Raw genomic sequence first — 23445 nt, forward strand, 5'->3', positions numbered from 1 at the left:
CAAGGATAATCACTCGGGATTTGGACACCCACGACAGCGTCAACGATGACGCGACTCACCGTGTCAACAATCACTGTCAACGATCACCCGACTCATCAGTCAACGATGTCGTGAAACCAGACACCTCCGCCACCGCCAACTTCTCAAATCCCCCGCGCTGGTAGCAGCGCGCCTTTGCGCGCTTTCGGCGTAGTTGGAATCGCTTTTCTTGCGGTCCGCCCGGTGCATTAGCCATAACGTCTAGCCAACTGGATGTCTGTGTAATAAAGTGCGCTTCTATTCGCGTCAAGGTGGCTAGCAGGGGTGACGCTGTTACAGACGGAGGAGCCCACATGCCCGCGAGCCGCCCTGGACCTGACTGCTATCCGCCTGCTGGTCCTCCGGCATCCCGGCGGCTGTACCCGCCAGGCAGGTCTGATGTCGCCGGCATGCCACGGATCACCGAGCAGCAGTTGGCGCTGCCACGCGAACCGAGCATCGCGGTCAGGGTTTCGACGGACACGTTTTTCGCCGCCCGACTCGACGTCGGCAGTGAGATTTCGCTGGTGTTGGGTCGCCCGCTATCCGACGGCAAGGGGCGTTTCGATTACGGGCGGCTGCCTGTCAGCCTGGCAGAGCGGCTGGTCGGCCATCTCGAAACGGTAGCCGGGAGCCTGGAGAGCATCGGCAACCCGAACTGGGACGACAAGACCGTGGCGCTGATGATCGCGGCCGTCCGCGACGACCAGCAGCGCATCGACAAGCAGATCGCCGAACAGTCGTGAGGCAGTTGCTGCCAACGTGTCACCGGGGCCGGTCGACCTCGTAGGTTCCGTTGTCGTCGCGGAACACCACAGTCACTTCGCGTTTGGTCCCGGCGATACTCACCTGACAGGTGAAGGTGCCGCCCTTCTGCACGACCGGGTTACGGCCGCCGTTGCAGGTGACTGCCGAGACATCGCTGCGCCCGTAGCCGTAGACGGGATCGGTGAGGATCTGCCGGACACCGGCCTGCGCTTTTTTGACATCGAGTTGGTTGGCGTGCAAAGACCCGGGCTGTCGCAAGACCAGAATCAGCGCCACCCCAAGGCACACAACGAAAACGGCGGCTGCTATCAGCAACATTCGCTCGGAGTACTTGTGCTGCCAGATCCAACTGCTAGGAACCTGCCTGTGCGGCAAGCGTCTTGGCTGTTCTGGCGAAACCTCGTGCCCGGCGGGCCGGGCAGCTGGTTGGCCGGGGGCGGGTTGGCGGTAGTCGCGAGGTGGCGCAACCGGCGGCGGGGGCAACGGCCCGCGGCGGATATCGTGCTGCGGCGGCCGCGGGCTGCTCGGCACGGCGGGCCTGCGCGGGTTTACTTCATGCCACTTCGGCGCGTTCTGACGTCGAGGCGGCATCGGCCGCTGTGGCGGGCCCTCTTTCGGTCTGCCGCTTGGTCTTTCGTCTCGGCGCGGCGGCTGCGTGGGCTGCTGCCAGCGGCGAGGAGGCGGCGGACGAAAAGGTTCGGTCGGGTCTGACCCGTGCGGACCGCTCATTGCCCCTCTTCTCTCGCGCCACCAACCATTATTGAACTGGCGCGCGGCACCGAAGGCACCAGAACCACCCCCTCAGGAGAACCGCTGGTAGCACTGCTCGGCACGGCTGAGCAGTCCGGAGTGAAACGCGAAAATGCGCGAGAAGCCAGCCGGCACCGGGGTGTTGTTCACATCGCTGGCGGCCAGCCCGTTGGTCAGCAGGCCGGAGATGGCTTCGTCGAGATCACCGGCGCCCAGCACGAGCATCTTGCCCGACGACAGCGAAATCGGCTCGGCCATATTGCGCTGCGCAACCCCGGTCAGACAGGCTGCGCGCATGCCCGCCAGGGCCGAATCCACCGGTAGCCCATGCTCACGCTGCAGCGCCAACGCATACCGTGAGGTGAAAACAGACAGGGCGGTGTTGTCTCCTTGCGGCAATCCCAGCTGTGATTCGTCGGACGGCGCTCCGATCCGCTGGAGCACAGGCATATTGACCGAGATGGTGTTGTCCGAGGGGCAGTAGACCACGGGCTGGGTCCCGTCTCCGCTGCAACCGGTGCCGGCCGTCGACAGCGTCGGCGGGTCGGACGGGGCGAAGATCTTTCCCAACAGCTCCATCAACGTCGACAGGGTGTCGTCGTCAATCGCGACGTCGCTTTGCTGGCTCTCGGACTCGAACAACGAACTCGGCAGGTCACCGCGACGCTGTTGAATCTCGTCAGTGTCGATCTCACCGCAGGCTTCGGCACCGCTGTCGAAACCGCGCTGCAACGCGGTAACGCGGTCAAGGGCGGTTCCATGCGGGTCTTCATTTGACGACGCCTCGGTCGGCGACGAAATCGGATCACGTATGACGATCGCGCCGGCCAGAATATGACCGAGATCGTCGCCAGTGCTCAACTGAAAACGCGGTGACTCACCACCAGCGACCCAACGGAGATAGACCCCCGACAGGCAGTCGGCCTGCTGTTCGCGGACCAGCGTCGGCGTCCAGTGGTGGATCAACTTCGCCTTGCGCTGGACGGCGTGCCCGTATTCGTGCGCGAGCAGCGCGTTGACGGCCATATCCCCGAAGTACTTGCGGGCGGTGGGGATCAAGCTGCCGCGGTCCCATGCCAGCGCATCTTGGCGGTGGCAGTACATCGCGTTGGTGAAGCCGTAGGCCTGGTTGCCGCACACTCGGGGACCGAACCGGTCGTTCGAGTCGTACGACAGCAGTGTGGAGACCGGGCGGAAGGCGCCGGAAAACGAATCGGAGTAATGCCGTCCCCAAAAGTCTTCGATGTCCTCGATCGCAAACAGCGCGAGTCGGTCGTCAGCACCGCCGTCCGTGTTTTGGACCCGATCGGTGACCGGCGGTAGTGCGCCGCGCGGACCGCTGGGACCATCGGATACGGCCAATCCCCCGACGCGGTGTGGGTCGTAGAGCATCGATACGGCGCGGCCGGACAAAACCGCATGACCGCAGCCTGCCAACAGCAGAGCCGAGAGCGCCGCACAGATCGCCGCTCTAAGTGTGATTGCCAACAGATCCTCGGCGGTCCTCGATGAAGCTGGTTTTGCGCCGCGTCCAACGGTTGCTGCCTGAACTTTACAATCCGTGTCCTCGACCAGGCTCTGCCCATTGAAGGTCTGTCGTGGCGGCCCCTCCCCGGGCTTGCTCGACCGAGTAGGGTCGAAGCACCGGGGGCCTGCGCGCGGTGGATTGCTCCCCGCGCAGACTCCTCAGCGGCCGGCAAACTGTTTGGAGGCGCTGTGGACATGGTGTTGGGCATGTCGATGGCCCCGCAGACCGTCCGCATGGTGCTGGTCGAGGGCGAAAGCGGCGAGGGTGCCACCGTCGAAGAAGACAACTTCCCGGTCGCAACCGGCGGAGACGCCCAAAGTCCCCCGACCCCCAGCGCAGCCGATCAAGTGGTCGCCGCCATCGTGGGCACCCGCGAAAGCGCCACCGAGGGCGGTCACCGGTTGGCGTCGACGGGTGTGACCTGGACCGATCCCATCGAGGCCAGCGCGCTTCGCGATGCACTGGCCTCCCGCAAAGTCGAGAACGTCATGTTGGTTTCGGCTTTCCTGGCTGCGGCCGCGTTGGCCCAAACGGTCGGCTCCAACCTTGGCTACGCCCATACCGGCCTGCTGTTCGTCGAGCCGGATTGCGCGACGCTGGCGGTCGTCGATACTTCTGATGGTTCGGTCGGCGACGTCCATCGCGAACGGTTACCCGACGATGACACCGACGCTGTCGCCCGGCTAACCGCGATGACCGGGTCCGCCGCCGGCCTCCAGTCGCGTCCGGATGGATTGTTCGTCGTCGGCTCCGGTGTGGACATCGCAATGATCAAGTCCGAGTTGGATGCCGCGACAACGCTGGCGGTCAGCGCGGCTGACGACCCGGAAACAGCACTTGCTCGCGGGGCCGCGTTGGCCTCCGCACACTCGCCGCTGTTCGACTCGTCCACCGCCGCGCTGGCATATGCCCAAGATCCGGGCACCGGTGCCGTGCACCCGGAAATGGCCCTGGCTGCCGGTCTGGCCGCGCCGGAGCCGGCCGGCGGCGATCAAGCTCTGGCTTACAGCGCCGACCCCGACTATGACGCCAACGCGTACACCGCGGATGCGCTCGCCGCTGACCCCGCCAGCCCGGAGCTTTTCAGCGACGAGGGCCGGCCCGAACGCAAACCGTTCCTGGTGGCTCTGGGTGTGCTGACGATCTTCGTCGTCGGTGTGGCCGCACTGGCGATCGCCCTGGCGCTTGAGATCCGTCCGCACGTCGACCAGCGGCCGAACCTGGGGCAAAGTGTCGTCGCACCAACCCAAAAGCCGCCACCACCGGCACCCCCACCGCAAGCGCCCACCCCGGCACCCGCAGCTCCGGCACCCGCACCCGCGGCACCCGCACCCGCGCCCGCCCCCGCACCCCCGCCGGCGCTTCCGCCACCTCCGGCACTCCCCGCACCTCCGATACCGGCGCCGCGGGTACCGGGTCCGGGAATTCCGGGTCCGGGGATTCCCGGGCCGAAGCTCCCGGGTCCGAAGATTCCGGGTCCGGGCATCCCGGGCATCGGCGGCGGCCACGGCGGCGGCGGGCCGCACGTACCCGGCCTTCCCGGCATCCCGGGCATCCCCGGGCTCTGATGCCCTGGGCCAGTTACGGTTTGGCGCTCCACCACTTGGCCCGGCTTCAACCCTGATACTGCCGGGCCGCTGAATCCGGCCGACGCTGCTGCGTGCCGCGCTTTAATGGGTTGATGGAGCTGATCACGCCCACCGACTCAATATTCTTGCTGGGCGAATCCCGCGAGCACCCCATGCACGTCGGCGGGCTGGCGTTGTTCGAACCGCCGGAAGGTGCCGGACCGGATTTTCCGCGGGAGACCTACGAGGCTCTCGTCGCCAACCGGGAATTCCAACCAACTTTCCGCAAGCGTCCGGCCAGGCTTCTCGGGGGCATCGCCAACCTCGGCTGGTCCTACGACGACGAGGACGACATCGACATCGACTACCACCTGCGGCGTTCGGCGCTGCCGGCACCCGGGCGGGTGCGGGACTTGCTCGAGCTGACCTCGCTACTGCACGGCAGCCTGCTCGACCGGCACCGGCCGCTGTGGGAGGGCCAGTTCATCGAAGGCCTGAACGACGGCCGGTTCGCGCTGTACACCAAGTTCCACCATGCGTTGGTCGACGGTGTTTCGGCGCTGAAACTCATGCAACGCTCGCTGTCCAACGATCCGAGCGACCTGGAGATGCGGGCGATCTGGAATCTGCCCCGCAGGCGGCACTCGAGCAGCCGGTCGCGTTGGCAGATGGTCAGTCAAATCGCGGGATCCATTGCAGCGCTTGGCCCGTCGACGTTGTCGTTGGCCCGCGCGGCGCTGCTCGAACAGCAACTGACACTGCCGTTCGCCGCCCCGCGCACCATGCTGAACGTACCGATCGGTGGGGCCCGCCGGTGCGCAGCGCAATCGTGGTCGCTGGACCGCGTCAAAAGCATCAAGCAGGCCACCGGGGTGAGCTTCAACGACGTCGTCCTGGCGATGTGCGCCGGCGCGCTGCGCCACTACCTGGCCGACCAGAATGCACTGCCGGACACGCCGCTGATCGCGATGGTGCCGGTGAGCCTGCGCAAAGCGGACGAGGCCGACAGCGGCGGCAACTTGGTCGGCACCATCCTGTGCAGTCTGGCCACGGACATCGACGATCCCGGGAAGCGGCTCGCGGCGATCAGCGAATCGACGCGCGGCAACAAGAAGGTGTTCTCCGAGCTGCCCCGGCTGCAAGCTTTGGCGCTGTCGGCGTTTTTGATGTCGCCGTTGGCGTTGGCCGTAGTCCCGGGGGTGGGCACGTCGGCCCCACCACCGTTCAATATCGTCATCTCGAACGTGCCCGGGCCCACCGAACCGATGTACTGGCGTGGCGCCCGCCTCGACGGCAACTACCCGCTGTCAATCGCCCTCGACGGGCAGGCGTTGAACATCACCGTGGTCAACAACGCCGGCAACCTCGACTTCGGTCTGGTCGGCTGCCGGCGCAGTGTGCCGCATCTGCAGCGACTGCTCGGAGACCTCGAGACCTCCCTCAAAGACTTGGAACGCGCGGTCGGGGTCTAGCCCGGTGACCAAGCTGAGCGCCGGGTTGCTGCTGTACCGCGTGCGCGACGGCATGGTGGAAGTCCTGATCGCACATCCAGGCGGCCCGTTTTGGGCTCGAAAGGACGAGGGCGCCTGGTCGATCCCCAAGGGGGAATACACCGACGGCGAAGACCCCTGGGTTGTCGCACAGCGCGAATTCGCTGAAGAACTGGGGCTTTCGGTGCCGGTCGGTGCGCGCACCGAATTGGGTTCGGTGAAACAGCCTGGCGGCAAGGTTGTTACGGCCTTCGCTGTGCTGGCTGATCTCGACGCCAGCGACACCCGCAGCAACACCTTCGAGCTGGAGTGGCCCAAAGGTTCCGGGATCACCAAAGAGTTTCCCGAAATCGACCGGGTCGGCTGGTTCACGGTGGCACAAGCCCGAGCCAAGCTACTCAAAGGCCAACGGCCCTTCCTGGACCGGCTGCCGGCGCAGCCCGCGTTGGCGAACCCACCCGAAGACACCTGATCCGGCGGTATGTTCGCACCCATGCAGACATTGCGAACCCCCGACAACCGGTTTGTCGATATTCCCGAATTTCCTTACCCGCCAAGGTATTGCGATATCCCCGACGATGACGGCGGCACGCTACGGATGGCCTGGGTTCAAGACGGGCCCGAGGACGCCGACCCGGTTCTCATGCTGCACGGTGAGCCGTCGTGGTCTTTTCTGTACCGCAAAATGATTCCGGTCCTGGTCGAGGCCGGGCATCGCGTCGTGTGTCCCGATCTGGTCGGGTTCGGTCGTTCGGACAAGCCGACCCGGCGTGAAGACCACACCTATGCCCGCCACGTCGAGTGGGTGCGCGCCCTGGCGTTCGACGTGCTGGATTTGCGGCGGGCGACCCTGGTGGGCCAGGACTGGGGCGGGCTGATCGGGCTGCGACTGGCGGCTGAACATCCCGACCGGTTCAGCCGGATCGTGGTGGCCAACACCGGACTGCCGACCGGTGACATCCCGATGCCCGAGATCTGGTGGCGCTTTCGCGAGGCGATCCAAAACCAACCCGCACTGGACATCGGCGGGTTCGTGCGGTCGGGCTGTCGCCGGCCGCTGAGCGATGCCGTTCGGGCAAGCTACGACGCGCCGTTTCCCGACGACACCTACTGCGCTGCGCCGCGCGCCATGCCGGGCCTGATCCCGACCTCGCCCGACGATCCCGCCGCCCCGGCTCAGCGGTCTGCGTGGGCGACGCTGTGTGCCAGTGAAACACCGATGCTGGTCGCATTCAGCGACGGAGATCCGATCACCGGAGCGATGGGCCCGATCTTTCAACGTGAAATGCGCGGTGCTCAGGGAATCGAGCATCCGGTGGTGCACGATGCCGGGCACTTTTTGCAGGAGGATGCCGGCGAAGAGTTCGCCGGTTACATCGTCGACTTTCTACGCTGACGCCCGGTAGCAGCGGAATCCTCAGTCACGCTCCCACGGCGCGGTTTCGTCCATTTTCTTGTAGTACTTCGCCAGGTGACTCTTGACCCGCTCGACGTCAGCTTTCGGCAGGTCGATGCCGCCTCGCGCGCCGTCCATGATCGCGCCGGCGATCATCACGCCCCGCGGCACCGCCTTGAGCTTCCCCCCGATCACGTCGGCAATCAGCAGCTTGTAGGCGGTGAAGTTGTCCTTCTTGCCGCTGTCGTACCAGACGTGGGCATCGCGATACTTCTGATTTGGCTCGTCCTGCGCGTCGGCCCACTTGCGGACGCGCTTCTCAGCGGCATCGCCATCCCATTTGCGATCGCGGTCTGCCAACGGCAAATCCTGAAACGCAGTCACAGACATGATTCTCGCGTGCCCGCTGCCGCCATCCGGTAAACGCCCGCCGCGGGTGCCAAGATGAACGCGTGGATCTTCCCGTCCAGCCGCCGATCGAGCCGATGTTGGCCAAGGCCGCCAGCAAGGTTCCCGCCGAGGCCGGTGTGTGGTCCTACGAACCGAAGTGGGACGGGTTCCGCGCACTGGTGTTCCGCGACGGCGACGAGGTGATACTGCAGTCCCGCAATGGCAAGGATCTCGGTCGCTACTTCCCGGAGCTACTGGAGGCGCTGCGCAACGAAGTGGCGTCGCGCTGTGTGCTCGACGGCGAGATCGTCGTTCCCCGTGACGTCGACGGACGGATCCGGCTGGATTGGGACTCCCTGTCCCAGCGCATCCACCCTGCGGCCAGCCGCATCAACATGCTGGCCGAGCAGACCCCGGCGCACTTCATCGGCTTCGACGTACTGGCCACCGGTTCGGCGTCGCTGCTTGGCGAACCATTTCGCATTCGCCGTGCGGCGCTGGCAGAGCTCGTCGCCGCGAAGGACTGGTGTCATGTCACCGGCGCCACCGAGGATCCCGAACTCAGCGCACACTGGCTGACCACTTTCGAGGGCGCCGGGCTCGACGGTGTTGTCGCCAAGCGACTCGACGGCCCCTACCTGCCGGGCAAGCGGGAGATGGTGAAGATCAAGCACGCCCGCGACGCCGACTGTGTAGCAATGGGCTACCGCATCCACAAAAGCGGCGAAGGCATCGGGTCGATTCTGTTGGGTCTGTACCGCGATGGCCGATTGCACATGGTCGGCGGCGCAGCGTCGTTCACCGCCAAAGACCGGCTCAAGCTGCTTGCCGAGCTGGAACCGCTGCGCGTCGGCGACGACGTGGTCTACGACGGGGAGCCCAGCCGGTGGAATGCTGCGGCCGACAAACGCTGGGTCCCGATCCGGCCAGAACGGGTGGCCGAGGTCGCCTACGACCAGATGGAAGGGGATCGCTTTCGCCACACGGTCCGCTTCGTGCGCTGGCGCCCCGACCGCGACCCGAAAAGCTGCACTTTCGACCAGCTCGACGTGCCGCTGAACTACGACCTCTACGACGTCTTGGAGTCGTGATGCCAAGTCCCGCTGAAGAACTCGACGTCGACGGGGTCGCGGTCCGGCTGACCAACCCGGACAAACCGTACTTTCCGAAGCTGGGCTCCGCCGGTACCAAACGCAAGCTCGTCGAGTACTACTTGACGGTGGCTCGCGGCCCGATGCTGACTGCGCTGCGAGACCGGCCCACACACCTGCAGCGGTTCCCGGAGGGCATCGACGGCGAGGAGATCTATCAAAAGCGGATACCGCAGCGCCATCCCGACTACTTGCACACCTGCCGGATCACGTTCCCGTCCGGACGAACCGCCGACGCACTCAACGTCACTCACCCGGCGGCCATCGTGTGGGCGGCCCAAATGGGCACGATCACCCTGCATCCGTGGCAGGTGCGCTGCCCCGATACCGAGCATCCCGATGAGTTACGCGTCGACTTGGACCCACAACCAGGCACCGGTTTTGCTGAGGCGCGCACCGTCGCGGTCGATGTGCTCAAGCCACTGCTCGACGAACTCGGCCTGGTCGGCTACCCGAAAACGTCCGGGGGCCGCGGCGTACACGTATTCCTACGGATCCAAACGGACTGGGATTTCATCGCCGTCCGCCGGGCCGGGATCGCGCTGGCCCGCGAGGTCGAGCGCCGCGCGCCGGATGCGGTGACAACGTCGTGGTGGAAGGAAGAAAGGGGCGCCCGCATCTTCGTCGACTTCAACCAGAACGCCCGCGACCGCACGTTCGCGTCGGCGTACTCGGTGCGGCGCACACCGATCGCCACTGTGTCCACGCCGCTGACCTGGGACGAACTCGCCGGCGCCGACCCCGACGACTACACCATCGGCACGGTGCCCGACCTGGTGGCCCGCCGTGACGACCCGTGGGCCCAGATGGATTCGGTCAAACAGTCGATCGCTTCGCTGCTGGAGATGGCTGCCGCCGACGAGCAACGCGGCCTCGGTGATCTGCCCTATCCGCCCAACTATCCCAAGATGCCCGGCGAGCCGAAACGGGTCCAGCCCAGCCGGGACGCCGATTATAAGTCAAACTAACCACGATCGTTACGAGCGCGTTATAGTGTCCGCATGCTTCGTTCTCGTCTGAGCCCTGTGGTCCGCGCCGGTGTCGCGGTACTCGCGCTTGCTGCTGCTGCGACGGCCTTTCCGCGGGTCGCCGCGGCCGACTCCACCGAGGACTATCCAATACCGCGGCGGATCATCAACACCACCTGCACCCCTGAGCAGCTGCTGGCCGCCGCCCGCGATTACGCTCCGGTGTATTACGAGCGGTACATGAACGACTACCACAATCACGCCAACTTCCACCAGGCAGTTCAGGACAAGGCGCACTGGTTCTTCTCGCTGTCACCGGCAGAGCGCAGGCAATACTCCGACCACCTCTACGAGGGCGACGTCGCCGACCCGATGACCAAAGCATGGGTCAACAACTTCAAGATCTTCTTCAACAACAAGGGCGTCGTCGCAAAGGAAACTGACCATTGCGCGGACTATCCCCCGAACGACATGTCCGTGTGGGATTGGTGAGCAGTAGCTCAGCCTGATTGCGCGATCAGCCCGACGCAGGTAGCGGTGAGCAGCCGGGTCAGCGCGGATACGAAGTCGATGTTCCACTCTGGCGAGATTTGGGTTTCCTCGGCATAGGCGTCGCTGAGTCCTTGTGGCGGGTGGGCGATCTGCCACAACGGAGCTGCCAACGAATAGGCCGCCAGCAAAACGTCGAGTGCGCCAGAGTGTCCCAACGCCGGTAAGGCTTGCTCGATGGCAGCTGCGAGCGACATCACGGCGCCGTCGCTGATGCGCTTGACCTCGATGACCCGGTCGATGTCCACCTCATGCTCGAGGTGCAGATGCAGATTCGCCAGCAGGTCGCAGAACAGCGGATCGGCGGCAAGGCCTTGGGCCAGCGTCTCGGCCACCCGAGCCGGTGACATCGGGCCCGGCTGGCGCAGTCGCTCGGCTACCGTGGCCGACCACCTCACCCAGCCTTCCGCCGCCAGGTGCAGCAGCACCTCCTTGTGAGAGGTGAAGTAACGACGCACGGCCGAGTAGTGGATTCCGGCACGTGCGGCCACGGCGGTCAGCGTCACCGAGGCGACACCGATTTCGAGCGCCAGGGAGCGCGCGGCCTCCACCAATGCGTCCGCACGCTGGCGTTTCTTGGCTGCGGTGCGGGCGCGCTGGAAGGTCAGTTGCGCCACGGCCAGAGGATAACGCACATCACGTGATTTCCGGCCCGATCGGCAGAGGTCAGGCGGGCGCGTGCACGATCCTGGTCAGCGCCGTTGATCCACCAATTCGCGTACTACCGGACGAGGCGGGTACGGCCGAAGCAGACCGCTGGCCGGTCGGGTGCGTACCCGTTGCGGCCACCAGAACCAGCGGCCGAGCAGCGCGGCGATCGAGGGCGTCATGAACGAGCGCACCACGAGGGTGTCGAACAGCAGGCCCAGCCCGATGGTGGTGCCGACCTGACCAACCACGGCCAAATCGCTGACCGCCATCGTCATCATGGTGAAGGCGAACACCAGGCCGGCGGAGGTCACCACCGAGCCACTGCCGCCCATCGCCCGGATGATGCCCGTCTTGAGTCCGGCGTGGATCTCCTCTTTGAACCGCGCCACCAGCAGCAGGTTGTAGTCCGATCCTACCGCCAACAGGATGATGACCGACATCGCTATCACCATCCAGTGCAGATTCAGCCCGATGAGGTGCTGCCAGATGAGCACCGACAGGCCGAAGGCACTGCCCAGCGACAGCGTCACGGTGCCCACGATGACCGCGGCGGCGATGACGCTTCCGGTGATGATCAGCATGACGATGAAAATCAGGCACAGCGACGCGATCCCGGCGATGATCAGGTCATAGGCGGACCCGGTAGCCAAGTCCTTGTACATCGGCGCCGTACCACCGAGGAACACCTTCGAACCCTCCAGCGGGGTGCCTTTGATGGCCTCGTGCACGGCATGTTTGACCGGCTCGACGCGCGAGATGCCCTCGGGCGAGGCGGGGTCGCCCTCGTGGGAGATGATCATCCGCACCGCGTGGCCGTCGGGCGACAGGAACATCTTCAGGCCGCGCTTGAAGTCGGGGTTGTCAAACGCTTCCGGGGGCAGATAGAACGAGTCGTCGTTTTTGGCCTCGTCGAAGGCGTGGCCCATCGCCGACTGGTTCTTCATCATTTCTTCCATCTGATCCTGCAGCCCGCCCATGGTCTGCTGCATGGTCAGCTGCATGATCCGCATGCTTTTCATGGTGGCGATCATCGGCGGCATGACCTGCAGCATCTGCGGGATCAGCGTGTCGAGCCGGTCCATGTCGGGCATCAGGTTCTGGATGTCATCGGTCATGATGTCGACACTGTCGAAGGCTTCAAAGACCGAGCGCAGCGACCAGCAGATCGGGATGTCGAAGCAGTGCTTTTCCCAATAGAAGTAGCTGCGGATCGGGCGCCACATGTCTTCGAAATCGGCCATGTGGACCCGCAAGTCCTGGATGTGGGCTTCCATGTCGTGCATCTTGGTGACCATGCTGTGAGTGGTCTCGGCCATGCCCCGGGTGATTTCGAGCATCTGTTCCATGCTGTCGATGGTCCTGGCCATGTCGTCGCCCATCACCAGCATGTCTTTCATGCGGTCTTGCATGTATTGCATGTTCAGTTGTTGGGTGGTGCCCTGCATGCTGATCGCAAACGGGATCGACGCGTGGTTGATCGGGGTGCCCAGCGGCCGGGTGATCGCCTGTACCCGGCCGATGCCTGAGGTGCGGAACACTGCTTTGGCGATTTTGTCGATGACCAGGAAGTCGGCGGGGTTGCGCATGTCGTGGTCGGTTTCGACCAGCAACAGGTCGGGGTTCATCCGGGCCTGGGAGAAATGCCGGTCGGCGGCCGCATACCCCTCATTGGCCGGGATATCGGTCGGCAGATAATCCCGGTTGTCATAGCCGGGCTTGTAGCCGGGCAGCGTGATCAGCCCGACCAGCGAGACCAGCACCGTCGCGACCAACACCGGGCCGGGCCAGCGCACCACGGCCGCGCCGATCTTGCGCCAGCCCCGAATCCGCATCGCCCGCTTAGGTTCCAGCAGTCCGAAGTGGCTGCCCACCACCACGACAGCAGCTCCCAAGGTCATCGCGGCAGCGACCATGGTGAGCATGCCGATCGCCAACGGGACACCCAGGCTCTGGAAGTACGGCAGCCGGGTGAAGCGCAGACAGAACGTTGCACCCGCAATCGTCAACCCTGAGCCCAGGATCACGTGACTGGTTCCGCGATACATCGTGTAGAACGCCGATTCTCGATCCTCGCCGGCGCTGCGTGCCTCCTGATATCGGCCGATCAGGAAAATCGCGTAGTCGGTCGAGGCCGCAATTGCCAGTGTCACCAGCAGGTTGGTCGCGAACGTCGAAAGCCCGATGAGGTTGTGGTAACCCAGGAAGGCCACCACGCCGCGGGCGGCGGCCAATTCCACAAAGACCATTCCCAGCACCAACAGCACCGTGCCGATGGACCGGTAGACGAACAGCAGCATGACGATGATCACCAAGAAGGTCATCCCGGTGATCAGCTTCAGGCTGCGGTCCCCGGCGATGTGCTGATCGGCCAGCAGCGGGGCCGCCCCGGTCACATAGGCCTTCACCCCCGGCGGTGGCGGGGTGTCCTTGATGATTTTCTGGACCGCCTCGACGGACTCGTTCGCCAGGCTCTCACCCTGGTTACCCGCGAGATAGACCTGGACGTAGGCGGCCAGGCCGTCCGGGCTTTGCGAGCCGGCCGCAGTCAGCGGGTCACTCCAGAAGTCCTGGACGTTCTCGACATGTTTGGTGTCCGCCCGCAGCTGAGCGACCAACTCGTTGTAGTAGTGGTGGGCTGCGTCGCCGAGTGGCTGCTGACCCTCCAGCACGATCATGGCCGAACTGTCGGACTTGAATTCTTTGAAGTCAGAACCGACGCGCTTGATCGAGATCATCGACGGAGCGTCCTTGGGGCTCATCGACACCGTGCGCATCTGGCCCACCACGTCCAATTGGGGGACGACGACATTCAGGACCACCGTGATCGCGATCCACGCCAAGATGATCGGGACCGCCAAGCGGTGGATCCACAGCGGCAAGCGCTCCCGCACCGCTTGGACCGGGGCGGGCAGGGCGTCGGTCGGCGCCTCGGTGACGTCGGCACTCATGCGGACTTCACCAAGCAGAAGGTCTGGGCGTTCACGCCGCTGCGAATCCTTTCATCTTTGACAACCCCGTCGACGGTGATACGGCAGCCGATGGTGTCGCTATGCCCCTGCGCCACGATGTTGGGGCTCACCGCAGGGTCAGTCGTCGACAACTTCAGCGACCACGGCAGGGGCGCGGAGTCCACCCGCTTGGGGTCGGCGTTGAGGTCGAGATAGTTGATGTCGGCCACGGTGCCGTTCGGGCTGAAGATCTCGTAGATCACGACCTTCGGGTTGAACGGCTTGGTGTCTTCGAAGACTTGGGACGTGCCACCGGCGTTGCCGTGCGCGCCGAAGTAACCGTGCACCCGGTAGACCGCGAACCCGCCGACGGCGATGACCACCACCACAAGCAACGGCAACCACACGCGTTTGAGAAGCTCAAACATCTGAAAACCTTGACCCTCTTTTCGTTACCGGCCCGCTGGTGATTTCCTTCGCACCTGGGCCAATCAATGACACGGTGCAGCGGTACGCGGCGGGTGGGTCATCGGCTCGGTCATCGTCATGGGTGCCTCCATCCTGAACGGGGGCCAAGAAACTCAACTAATTAGCTTGTGTGTAACCTTAGCTACTCTAATCGGAATAGACGATAGACAAAAACCGGGTGGGAAAGGGCATCGCAATGAGGTGGACAAGCTGGCGAATCGGTGGCGTCGACCGAGCTTGTCGGCCTATCCCAGATCGGTCTCAAAGTCCGAGAAGGGGCGGTACGATCCAGCGCATGAAGGTAGCAAGGTTCGCCTCGATCGCCGCCGTCGCCGTCGCCGCCGCAGTCGGCCTGGCCGCCCCGGCATACGCGGACATCGACACTGATTTCGACAACCAGCTCAACACCTACGGTCTTTACGGCGCGCACGACTACAACCCGTATCTGGCCAAGATCGCCTGCCGACGGCTCGGCGATGGGGTCGACCCCGATGCTGCCGCGTCTGCTCGGTTCGTGAAGAACAACCTGGCCAGGGGTACCAGCCAGGTGCAGGCGTACCAGTTCCTCGGCACCGCCGTCAGCTTTTACTGCCCCGAGCTGGCGCCCAAGCTGCAGAACATTCCCGCCAGCTAGCATTTTGCTCCCCGCCGGCTAGGTCGCTGGCACGACTCTGCGAGGCAGCGTCAGCGGCAGATCGGTGTAGGTCGCGATGCCCGGCGCCGCAGCGACCACTGCCGGGATGGCGTTGATGGTGGGCATCGCCGTCATGATGTGGCCCAGTGTCATGAAGTCGGCGATCGTCTCGGCCTGGAAATCCGGTGGCGGCAGAAAGCTCACAGTAGTTTTGACGCTCGGCCGACCGTCGACCTGAATCACCCAGCCGTCCTGGTCGATCTTCCAGTCCGGTTCCAGTGTCTGGCCCTTGCGCCAGCGGACATTGAGTTCCACGACGGTTTTGTCGCCGATGACGCCTTGCCAGCTGGCGTAGACGCCGGCGACGCACCCGGCCGGGATGGTCCAGGAACCCAGGTCGAGGTCTGCAGTGGTCTGGGCGTATTCAGCCGCACAGCGCACCTCGTCGAGTTCGACGCCCAGCGCATCGGCAACCAGCCGCACCGCCTCGCCGAATACCGCGGTGCCCTGAGCCGTCATGGTCGGCAGCTCGGGGTCGCCGATCGGTTTGCCGAAGCCCACCGGAATCTCGGTTGCCGGTGAGTCGTAAAAGGTGGTGTCGGCGGCTTCGTTGACGGTGATCTTGTCGACCCGGTCGCACACCATCGCCGAGACCACCGCCAGCAACTCGGCGAAGCCCGGGCTGACCCCGGACCCGAACATCGTCGACCCGCCTTTTTGGCACGCCTCGGCGATGCGGTCGCGGCCGGCACCGAGGTTGTGCCCGGTGATGAACGACGCGGTCGCGACGACGTTGGCGCCCGCGGACAAGATCCGCACCAGCTCGTCGACGTCGACCCACATCGGGTTGTAGACCACGCAATCGGGTTTCAGTGCGAGCAGCGCGTCGACGTCGTCCGTGGCGGCTACCCCCAGTGGCGCGATGCCACACAGCTCGCCGACATCACGGCCCACCTTGTCGCCCGACCAGGCGTAACACCCTACGAGTTCCAGCGTGGGGTTCGCGGCGATGGCCTGAACCGAGCTCTTACCGACGTTTCCTGTTGTCCATTGGACGACCCGATAGTTGTTTGGCACTCGCTCAGCATAGGAAACGACTGCCGCGGTTGATAGCCCGCCTAATCCTCGACGGTGACTCCGCCGCGCGAGCGCTTGCGTCGCCGCGACGACGACTTGCCGCTCGGTCGCTGGTTACGTAAACCGCCACGCGGCTTTTCGGCGGCGACGGTGTCCTCGGCGGCGGGCAGTTCGTCGGCGGCCGACTCGGGTTCCTCGGATGGTTCGGCCGCGGCCTCGACGGTCTCGTCATCGGCAGCGGTGGTTTCCGCCTCTTCGGTCTCCGCCGTCTCCGTCTCTTCCGCCTCCGCGGTTTCGGCTTCGTCGGTCTCGGCGGCTTCCTTCGCCGAGCCCTCCTCGCCGGCGCCCTTCTTGCCACGCAACCGCCGCTTGGGCTTCTTCGGCTTCAACGGCTTGGGCGGTGGCGGCGGCAGCTCGGCGACAAAGGACAGGTAGAAGCCGGCGATGCCGAGCAGCGCGATCGCGGCAGCCGCGCCATAAACCCCGAACATCCACTGCCCGGCGGCGTCCAGACTCAGCCAGATTTCGCTGATCGCAGTGCCGACGATCAGCACACCGGCCAGCACGTGCGCGACGATCGACCAGGTCCGCAGGCTGAGTGCCAGCGCAGGGGTCCCGTATTCCGGCTTACGGGTTCGCAGCAGCGTGAACACGACCGGCAACGCCGTCAGGGCGATCAGCGCGCCGGTTACGATCCGCAGCGCCGTGCCCAAAGTGTGCGTGGTCTGACCCATCAGCTCCGGCCAGCGCGGCAACACGAAGAAGAAATAGAGGACGCCAGCAGCAATCGAGAACGACGCGTGCCACAGTGTGGCGGCGGTGCGCCCCATAGCCCTCCTCAACTTGGTGGTCCGGTACGGCCATCGAGCCTGGTCGCACCACAGACCGAGCGCGGAGGATGCGGGATTTGAACCCGCGAGGGCTATTAACCCAACCCGCGTTCCAGGCGAGCGCCATAGGCCACTAGGCGAATCCTCCGTCGGCCATGGTAGCCGAGCTGTCAGGAGCGCCCTCGGTCACTGCGCAAGTCGGGTACTACACTCGCGATGGACCCCGCGCGGCGTTTATCCTGTGAACTCCCCCAGGGCCGGAAGGCAGCAAGGGTCAACGGGCTCTAGCGGGTGCGCGGGGTCCCCCTATGTCGGAGCCGGCGGGGCGGTCCGACCTTATGTACTCACGGCGATGACGATGAAAGGGCGCATGGTGTCGTTCGGCCCCTTTAGCACCCTCACCTCAACGGATCTCGCAGCTCTGCACGCGCGCCACCAGCAGGACTACAGCGAGTTGCAGGCCATGAAGCTCGCGCTGGATCTGACCCGCGGCAAGCCGTCGGGTGAACAGCTCGACCTGTCCAACGCGCTGCTGAGCTTGCCCGGGGAGGACTTCCGCGACGCCGACGGCACCGATACGCGCAACTACGGCGGTCTGCACGGGTTGCCGGAACTGCGAGCGATATTCGGCGAGTTGCTCGGTATCGGCGTGCCCAACCTGATCGCGGGCAACAACGCCAGCCTCGAGTTCATGCATGACGTGATCGTCTTTTCGATGCTGCACGGCGGCGTGGACTCGCCGCGGCCGTGGCGAGACGAGCCGACCGTGAAGTTTCTCTGCCCGGTGCCCGGCTACGACCGCCATTTCGCCATCACCGAGACGTTGGGCATCGAGATGATCTCGATCCCGATGCGCGACGACGGTCCCGACGTCGACCTGATCGAAGAACTGGTCGCGGCCGACCCCGCGATCAAAGGCATGTGGGCGGTACCGGTGTTCGCCAACCCGACGGGGGTGACCTACTCCTGGGAGACGGTTCGACGTCTCGTCCAGATGCGCACCGCGGCAAGCGATTTCCGGCTGTTTTGGGACAACGCTTACGCTGTCCACACGTTGACGCTCGACTTCGTCCGCCAGGTCGACGTGTTGGGCTTGGCCGCCGCTGCCGGCAATCCCAACCGGCCCTACGTCTTCGCGTCGACCTCGAAGATCACCTTCGCCGGCGCGGGTGTCAGCTTCTTCGGTGGATCACTGGGCAACATCGCCTGGTACCTGCAGTATGCGGGCAAGAAGTCGATCGGTCCGGACAAAGTCAACCAGCTGCGGCATCTGCGCTTCTTCGGCGACGCCGACGGGGTGCGCCTGCAGATGATGCGCCACCAGCAGATCCTGGCCCCGAAATTCGCATTGGCGCTGGAGATCCTCGACAAGCGCCTGGGCGATTCGAAGATCGCCTCGTGGACCGAGCCAAAAGGCGGCTACTTCATCAGCCTCGACGTACTACCCGGCACCGCGCGGCGCACCGTCGCCCTGGCCAAGGATGCCGGTATCGCGGTCACCGAGGCTGGCGCGTCGTTCCCGTACCGAAAAGACCCGGACGACACGAACATTCGAATCGCGCCGACCTTCCCGTCGCTCCCCGACTTGCGTAACGCGATCGACGGGCTGGCGACCTGCGCGCTGCTGGCGGCCACCGAGTCCATGGTCAAATCGCCGACCCCATGACGCCGAGCGTGAAAGTACGTTCACGTTCGCGCTCGAGCGTGAAGCCAGCTTCACGTTGGGCTGGGGCAGCCGTCCGTCGGACGGCGTCGGTAGCCTGCTGACTGTGGCTCTCTACCGCAAGTACCGACCGGCAACCTTCGCCGAGGTAGTGGGGCAAGAGCACGTCACCGAGCCGCTGTCGACCGCCCTGGCGGCGGGTCGCATCAACCACGCGTATCTGTTCTCCGGTCCCCGCGGCTGCGGAAAGACGTCGTCGGCGCGCATCCTGGCCCGCTCGTTGAACTGCGCGCAGGGGCCGACGCCCACCCCGTGCGGAGTCTGCGAATCCTGCGTCGCGCTGGCGCCCAACGGCCCCGGCAGCATCGACGTCGTCGAACTCGACGCGGCCAGCCACGGCGGCGTCGACGACACCCGCGAGCTGCGCGATCGCGCCTTCTATGCACCGGCCCAGTCGCGCTATCGGGTGTTCATCGTCGACGAAGCGCACATGGTGACCACCGCGGGATTCAACGCACTGCTCAAGATCGTCGAGGAGCCGCCCGAACACCTGATCTTCGTCTTTGCCACCACCGAGCCGGAAAAGGTACTGCCGACCATCCGGTCGCGCACCCATCACTATCCGTTCCGGCTCCTACCGCCCCGCACCATGCGGGCGCTGATCGAGCGGATCTGTCAGCAAGAGGGTGTCGTCATCGACGAGGCGGTGTATCCACTGGTGATCCGCGCCGGCGGCGGCTCGCCCCGCGACACGCTCTCGGTGCTCGACCAGTTGCGGGCCGGTGCCGACGACAACCGGATCGGCTATCAGCGCGCGCTGGGGCTGCTGGGCGCCACCGACGTCGCACTGATCGACGACGCCGTCGACGCGCTGGCGGCCGCCGACGCGGCGGCTTTGTTCGGGGCGGTGGAGTCGGTCATCGACGCCGGTCACGACCCACGTCGCTTCGCTACCGACCTGTTAGAGCGGTTCCGGGATCTCCTTGTGTTGCAAGCTGTTCCGGATGCCGCAGCGCGCGGGGTGGTGGACGCTCCAGAAGACGTGCTGGATCGGATGCGCGATCAGGCGAGCCGGATAGGTCCCGCGACGCTGACGCGATATGCCGAAGTGGTGCAGGCCGGGCTGGGTGAGATGCGCGGCGCGACGGCACCGCGGCTGCTGCTGGAGGTGATCTGCGCCCGGCTGCTGCTGCCGTCGGCCAGCGACACCGAGTCGGCACTGCTGCAGCGGCTCGAGCGCATCGAAACCCGGCTGGACATGTCCATCCCGTCGGAAACCCGACCGACCGCGCCGCCCAAGCCGGCCCCCCGCGCTGCTCAGCCGAAAGCACCGCCGCCGCAAGCGGACCCGGCCCCTGAACAACGGGCACCCGCAGCGGCCTCGGGTGTGCCCGCGGCGGCCGCGGGTGAGCCCGGCGCGGCCGCGGTGCGAACCTTGTGGCCCACGGTGCGCGACAAGGTCCGTCAACGCAGTCGCACCACCGAAGTGATGCTGGCCGGAGCCACCGTCCGCGCGGTCGAGGGCAACACATTGGTGTTGAGCCATGAGTCCGCGCCGCTGGCCAGGCGGCTCTGCGAGCAGCGCAACGCCGACGTCATCGCCGAGGCGCTCAAAGATGCACTGGGCGTGAACTGGCGGGTGCGCTGTGAACCCGGCGTGGCGGCGGCACCGGCCGAGGAGGGCGACGCCGGTCAGTCCACCGAAGAGGACAGCATGCTCGCCGAGGCCGGTCGCGATGACACGTCGGCGCCGCGCCGCGATCCCGAAGAGGCGGCCCTGGAGTTGTTGCAGAGCGAACTCGGCGCGCGCCGCATCGACAACAACTAGCTCCCAGTTACGGCTGCCACCACGGCCGCAGCGGCAGCCCCCCGTCGTTGCCGCGCGCGTCGGATTTGACTGCCAGCACGTGATGCAGCTGAATCTTGTTCTGCTCGAAGCCGACTCGCGAGGCCGCCATGTACAGCCCCCAGACTTTCGCGACCGGCAGACCGACTTCGGCGACCGCCTCGTCCCAGTGCGCCACCAGGTTGCGGCACCAGTCCCGCAAGGTCATCGCATAGTGATGGCGGAAATTCTCTTCGTGCAAGACCTCGAAACCGGTCTCTTGGATCTCGGTGGTGATCCGCCCCGAGCCGGTCAGCTCACCGTCGGGAAACACGTAGCGGTCGGTGAAGCCGCTGCCGCTGTACTTCGAGCGATTGTCGTGGCGGGTGATGCAGTGGTTGAGCAACAGCCCGCCGGTGCGCAGTTTCGTCTTGAGAAAGTCGAAGTACGCCGGGTAGTTCTTCACCCCGATGTGCTCGGTGAGGCCGATCGACGAGACCGCGTCGAACCCGCTTTCGCGGATGTCGCGGTAGTCGGAGTGCCGAACCTCGGCCAACTCGCCCAGTCCCTCTGACTCGATGGCCTGCTGCGCCCAGGCGGCCTGTTCAGCCGACAGCGTCGCCCCGATCGCGCGGACACCGTGGCGCGCGGCGTAGCGGACCATGCCGCCCCAGCCGCAGCCGACGTCGAGCAGCCGGTCGCCGGGCTGCAGGCGCAGCTTGTCGAAAATCAGCCGGTACTTGTTCTCCTGCGCTTCCTCGAGCGTGGCCTCGGGATCGGGATAGACCGCGCAGGTGTAGGTCATCGACGGCCCAAGGACCCACTCGTAGAAGGTGTTGGACACGTCGTAGTGGTGATGGATGGCCTCGGCGTCACGGGTTTTACTGTGCCGCAGGCCTTCTGCAATGCGGCGCCACCGCGGCAGCGCCTCCTGCGGCGGCGGCGCGGCCGGCAGCAGCCGGTCGAACCCGATCGAGCGGACGATGTTGGCCAGCATCAGCGGTGAGGGTCGCTTGAAGTCGAGTTTCTCGACCAGCGCTTTGAGCAGCTCGTACGGATCGCCGGGGTGTACGCCGTGGGCCTGCAGATCACCGGAAACGTACGCGCGTGCCAAGCCGAGCTCACCGGGCGCGGTGGCCAGGTAGGTCGTGCCGCGCGGGGTCAGCAGATCCAGGCCCAGCACGGCATCGTCGGGGCCGGCGCTGCTGCCGTCGTAGGCGGTGAACTTCAGCGAGTGTTTGCTGCCTTCGGTGAGGATCGCCAGGATCTCGGCCAAGCTCAGTTTGCCGTTTGCGGCGCGGGCTCGTGCCCCGGTCTCCTTGACCACCGTCATCGTCGTTGCACCGCCTTCGCGTAGAGGTCGAGCAGACGCCCGTCCGGGTCGTACATCTTCTTGACCGTTTTGTAGGCTTCCCCGCCGTAGAGTTCGTCGAACCCCTCACGGGTGTAATAGGACTCGGAGTACAGCGACTTGTGCCCGTCGAGTTCGGCGACCTTAGCCTCGATCAACCGGTTCGTCGCGCCCTCGGTGGCTCCGACCGGCACCGAGGACCAGAAGCCGGCGTTGACGTAGGTGTGTCCCGCGCGGATCGGGTACAGCGGCCAGCCGTCCTGGTCGCGCAGCCGCAGCGGGCACAGCCAGATCGGCGAGATCGGCACAGTGTCGAGGAACCACGTCAAGAATTCGTCGATGCGCTCGATCGGTACCTCGATGTCCTGCACCACGCGCTCACGCGGCGGGCGACCATTGCGCTTCTCGATCCGGTCGGCGATATCGAAGCGCTGGTCCAGGGCCACCAGCTTCCAGTAGAAGCTGCTGCGCCGGTAGCGCCGCGGCCACCACCGCCGCACCTGGGGGTTCTGCGCGCCGAACGAGCGTGAGCACCAGAACCAGTCGGTGTCCCAGCGCCAGAAGTAGTCGTGCATCGTCAACCGGTCTTCTTTGCTGCCGGCGTCGTGCTGGATCGAGCGGTAGTAGATGCTTTTCCCGGTGTAGTCGCTGACCGGGCCGGGGGTCGCGGTGCGCGCGCCGACACACAGGTAGCTCTCGTCGGCGCTGAACACCACTCCGTCGAGGTAGTCGACCGGTACGCCGTCCCATCCGCCGGTCTCGATGATGCGGTCCATCGCCGCCACCATGTCGGTCAGTGCATGAAATCGAAGGTGCCGCAGCGCGACGAAAGGCTTGACGGCTTCCAACTCGATCCGCAGCCGCGTCGAATAGCCGAGCGTGCCATACGAATTCGGGAATGCGCGATACAGATCGGGATGCTGTTGCGGCGAAACGGTGAGTAATTCGCCGACCCCGGTGAGAATGTCCATCTCGAGCACCGACTCGTGCGGGAGCCCGTTTCGGAACGACGCCGACTCGATGCCCAGCCCGGTGACCGCCCCACCGAGGGTGATCGTCTTCAGCTGCGGCACGACCAGCGGCGACAGACCGTACGGCAGGGTTGCAGCGACCAGGTCCTCATAGGTGCACATGCCGGCCACGTCGGCGGTACGGGACTCGGGGTCGACGGAAATGACGTTGGTCAGCCCCGAGGTGTCGAGCCCGGGCGCAGTCCGCTTACTGCGGGCGCGAAACAGATTCGACGTGGGCTTGGCAAGCCGGACGGACGCCGTCGCGGGAATGGAGCGATAGCTTCCCAATAACCGCTCGACACCCGCCCGATGTAAGTCGGCTTCGCGAACAGGCACCACAGTTACCCTAGTCCCCGACAGCGGCCAACGCACCGATAGAACAGCTTGCGACACGCAGTGTCAGCACATC

Annotated in this window: 21 protein-coding genes, 1 tRNA gene and 1 other RNA gene; 12 read left to right on the plus strand and 11 right to left on the minus strand. The window is 65.4% G+C overall.

Annotated elements, in window-relative coordinates; translation table 11 throughout:
• Positions 1–428 precede the first annotated feature (428 nt).
• Positions 429–764, plus strand: coding sequence for a hypothetical protein (locus AC5Y49_RS22940; protein WP_499891605.1), 336 nt, complete (start codon positions 429–431; stop codon positions 762–764).
• Between the two features lie 19 nt (positions 765–783).
• On the opposite strand, the gene AC5Y49_RS22945 is transcribed toward AC5Y49_RS22940, so the two are convergent.
• Both AC5Y49_RS22945 and AC5Y49_RS22950 read right to left on the minus strand, forming a co-directional pair.
• The gene (locus tag AC5Y49_RS22945) at positions 784–1104 is read right to left on the minus strand and encodes a DUF4333 domain-containing protein (RefSeq protein ID WP_499891607.1); all 321 of its coding nucleotides are present in this window, start codon (positions 1102–1104) and stop codon (positions 784–786) included.
• Positions 1105–1587: 483 nt separating this feature from the next.
• Entirely contained in the window at positions 1588–3027 is a 1440-nt protein-coding gene (locus tag AC5Y49_RS22950; protein WP_499891708.1) for a neutral zinc metallopeptidase, read from the minus strand.
• Positions 3028–3258: 231 nt separating this feature from the next.
• Between AC5Y49_RS22950 and AC5Y49_RS22955 the strand changes: the two genes are divergently transcribed.
• From AC5Y49_RS22955 to AC5Y49_RS22970, 4 genes are all read left to right on the plus strand, one after another.
• On the plus strand, positions 3259–4632 hold the full coding sequence (locus AC5Y49_RS22955) for a DUF7159 family protein (protein ID WP_499891709.1): 1374 nt from the start codon (positions 3259–3261) through the stop codon (positions 4630–4632).
• A 113-nt stretch (positions 4633–4745) separates the two neighbouring features.
• The gene (locus AC5Y49_RS22960; RefSeq protein WP_499891609.1) at positions 4746–6104 is read left to right on the plus strand and encodes a WS/DGAT/MGAT family O-acyltransferase; all 1359 of its coding nucleotides are present in this window, start codon (positions 4746–4748) and stop codon (positions 6102–6104) included.
• 4 nt (positions 6105–6108) lie between these two features.
• Positions 6109–6594, plus strand: coding sequence for an NUDIX hydrolase (locus AC5Y49_RS22965; protein ID WP_499891611.1), 486 nt, complete (start codon positions 6109–6111; stop codon positions 6592–6594).
• 21 nt (positions 6595–6615) lie between these two features.
• The gene (locus AC5Y49_RS22970) at positions 6616–7518 is read left to right on the plus strand and encodes a haloalkane dehalogenase (RefSeq protein ID WP_499891615.1); all 903 of its coding nucleotides are present in this window, start codon (positions 6616–6618) and stop codon (positions 7516–7518) included.
• A 21-nt stretch (positions 7519–7539) separates the two neighbouring features.
• Here the strand turns inward: AC5Y49_RS22970 and AC5Y49_RS22975 are convergent, their stop codons facing one another.
• Complete coding sequence (locus tag AC5Y49_RS22975) at positions 7540–7908, minus strand: hypothetical protein (RefSeq protein WP_499891618.1); 369 nt, start codon at positions 7906–7908, stop codon at positions 7540–7542.
• A 62-nt stretch (positions 7909–7970) separates the two neighbouring features.
• On the opposite strand from AC5Y49_RS22975, the gene AC5Y49_RS22980 reads away from it, so the two are divergent.
• Genes AC5Y49_RS22980 through AC5Y49_RS22990 form a run of 3 tightly spaced genes read left to right on the plus strand, consistent with a single transcriptional unit; the run spans position 7971 to position 10519 of the window.
• The gene (locus AC5Y49_RS22980; protein WP_499891621.1) at positions 7971–8999 is read left to right on the plus strand and encodes an ATP-dependent DNA ligase; all 1029 of its coding nucleotides are present in this window, start codon (positions 7971–7973) and stop codon (positions 8997–8999) included.
• Positions 8999–10027 carry a DNA polymerase domain-containing protein gene (locus tag AC5Y49_RS22985; RefSeq protein WP_499891624.1) on the plus strand — a complete coding sequence of 343 codons (1029 nt, stop codon included), beginning with the start codon at positions 8999–9001 and terminating at the stop codon, positions 10025–10027. Before AC5Y49_RS22980 ends, AC5Y49_RS22985 begins: the two co-directional genes overlap by 1 nt.
• Positions 10028–10060: 33 nt before the next feature.
• The gene (locus tag AC5Y49_RS22990; RefSeq protein ID WP_499891626.1) at positions 10061–10519 is read left to right on the plus strand and encodes a DUF5078 domain-containing protein; all 459 of its coding nucleotides are present in this window, start codon (positions 10061–10063) and stop codon (positions 10517–10519) included.
• Between the two features lie 8 nt (positions 10520–10527).
• On the opposite strand, the gene AC5Y49_RS22995 is transcribed toward AC5Y49_RS22990, so the two are convergent.
• The 3 genes from AC5Y49_RS22995 to AC5Y49_RS23005 are packed head-to-tail and all read right to left on the minus strand — an operon-like array spanning position 10528 to position 14603.
• Positions 10528–11211 carry a TetR/AcrR family transcriptional regulator gene (locus AC5Y49_RS22995; protein ID WP_499891628.1) on the minus strand — a complete coding sequence of 228 codons (684 nt, stop codon included), beginning with the start codon at positions 11209–11211 and terminating at the stop codon, positions 10528–10530.
• A 57-nt stretch (positions 11212–11268) separates the two neighbouring features.
• On the minus strand, positions 11269–14175 hold the full coding sequence (locus tag AC5Y49_RS23000; protein ID WP_499891630.1) for an MMPL/RND family transporter: 2907 nt from the start codon (positions 14173–14175) through the stop codon (positions 11269–11271).
• Positions 14172–14603 carry an MmpS family transport accessory protein gene (locus AC5Y49_RS23005; RefSeq protein ID WP_499891632.1) on the minus strand — a complete coding sequence of 144 codons (432 nt, stop codon included), beginning with the start codon at positions 14601–14603 and terminating at the stop codon, positions 14172–14174. Before AC5Y49_RS23005 ends, AC5Y49_RS23000 begins: the two co-directional genes overlap by 4 nt.
• 335 nt (positions 14604–14938) lie before the next feature.
• On the opposite strand from AC5Y49_RS23005, the gene AC5Y49_RS23010 reads away from it, so the two are divergent.
• A complete protein-coding gene (locus AC5Y49_RS23010; RefSeq protein ID WP_499891634.1) occupies positions 14939–15277 on the plus strand; it encodes a DUF732 domain-containing protein in 339 nt (112 codons plus the stop codon).
• Between the two features lie 18 nt (positions 15278–15295).
• Here AC5Y49_RS23010 and AC5Y49_RS23015 read toward each other — a convergent pair whose 3' ends face one another.
• The 3 genes from AC5Y49_RS23015 to AC5Y49_RS23025 form a co-directional block, all read right to left on the minus strand.
• Positions 15296–16354, minus strand: a complete 1059-nt coding sequence (locus AC5Y49_RS23015; protein WP_499891635.1) for an NAD(P)H-dependent amine dehydrogenase family protein — start codon at positions 16352–16354, stop codon at positions 15296–15298.
• 41 nt (positions 16355–16395) lie between these two features.
• Positions 16396–17184, minus strand: coding sequence for a lipid uptake coordinator LucA (gene lucA, locus AC5Y49_RS23020; protein ID WP_499891637.1), 789 nt, complete (start codon positions 17182–17184; stop codon positions 16396–16398).
• A gap of 62 nt (positions 17185–17246) precedes the next feature.
• Positions 17247–17332, minus strand: a tRNA-Ser gene (locus AC5Y49_RS23025).
• A 67-nt stretch (positions 17333–17399) separates the two neighbouring features.
• Here AC5Y49_RS23025 and ffs point away from each other — a divergent pair.
• The 3 genes from ffs to AC5Y49_RS23040 all read left to right on the plus strand — a co-directional run bounded on the left by ffs (position 17400) and on the right by AC5Y49_RS23040 (position 20675).
• Positions 17400–17494: signal recognition particle sRNA small type (gene ffs, locus AC5Y49_RS23030), an RNA gene on the plus strand.
• A 60-nt stretch (positions 17495–17554) separates the two neighbouring features.
• On the plus strand, positions 17555–18850 hold the full coding sequence (locus AC5Y49_RS23035) for an aspartate aminotransferase type Ic (protein ID WP_499891711.1): 1296 nt from the start codon (positions 17555–17557) through the stop codon (positions 18848–18850).
• 103 nt (positions 18851–18953) lie between these two features.
• Positions 18954–20675: a DNA polymerase III subunits gamma/tau gene (locus tag AC5Y49_RS23040; protein ID WP_499891639.1), complete on the plus strand. Its 1722-nt coding sequence runs from the start codon at positions 18954–18956 to the stop codon at positions 20673–20675.
• A gap of 7 nt (positions 20676–20682) precedes the next feature.
• On the opposite strand, the gene AC5Y49_RS23045 is transcribed toward AC5Y49_RS23040, so the two are convergent.
• A complete protein-coding gene (locus AC5Y49_RS23045) occupies positions 20683–22005 on the minus strand; it encodes a class I SAM-dependent methyltransferase (protein ID WP_499891640.1) in 1323 nt (440 codons plus the stop codon).
• Entirely contained in the window at positions 22002–23375 is a 1374-nt protein-coding gene (locus AC5Y49_RS23050) for an FAD-binding oxidoreductase (RefSeq protein ID WP_499891642.1), read from the minus strand. The genes AC5Y49_RS23045 and AC5Y49_RS23050 overlap by 4 nt, the downstream gene beginning before the upstream one ends.
• Positions 23376–23445 lie beyond the last annotated feature (70 nt).

The sequence above is a fragment of the Mycobacterium sp. NGS62 genome, assembly GCF_059812285.1.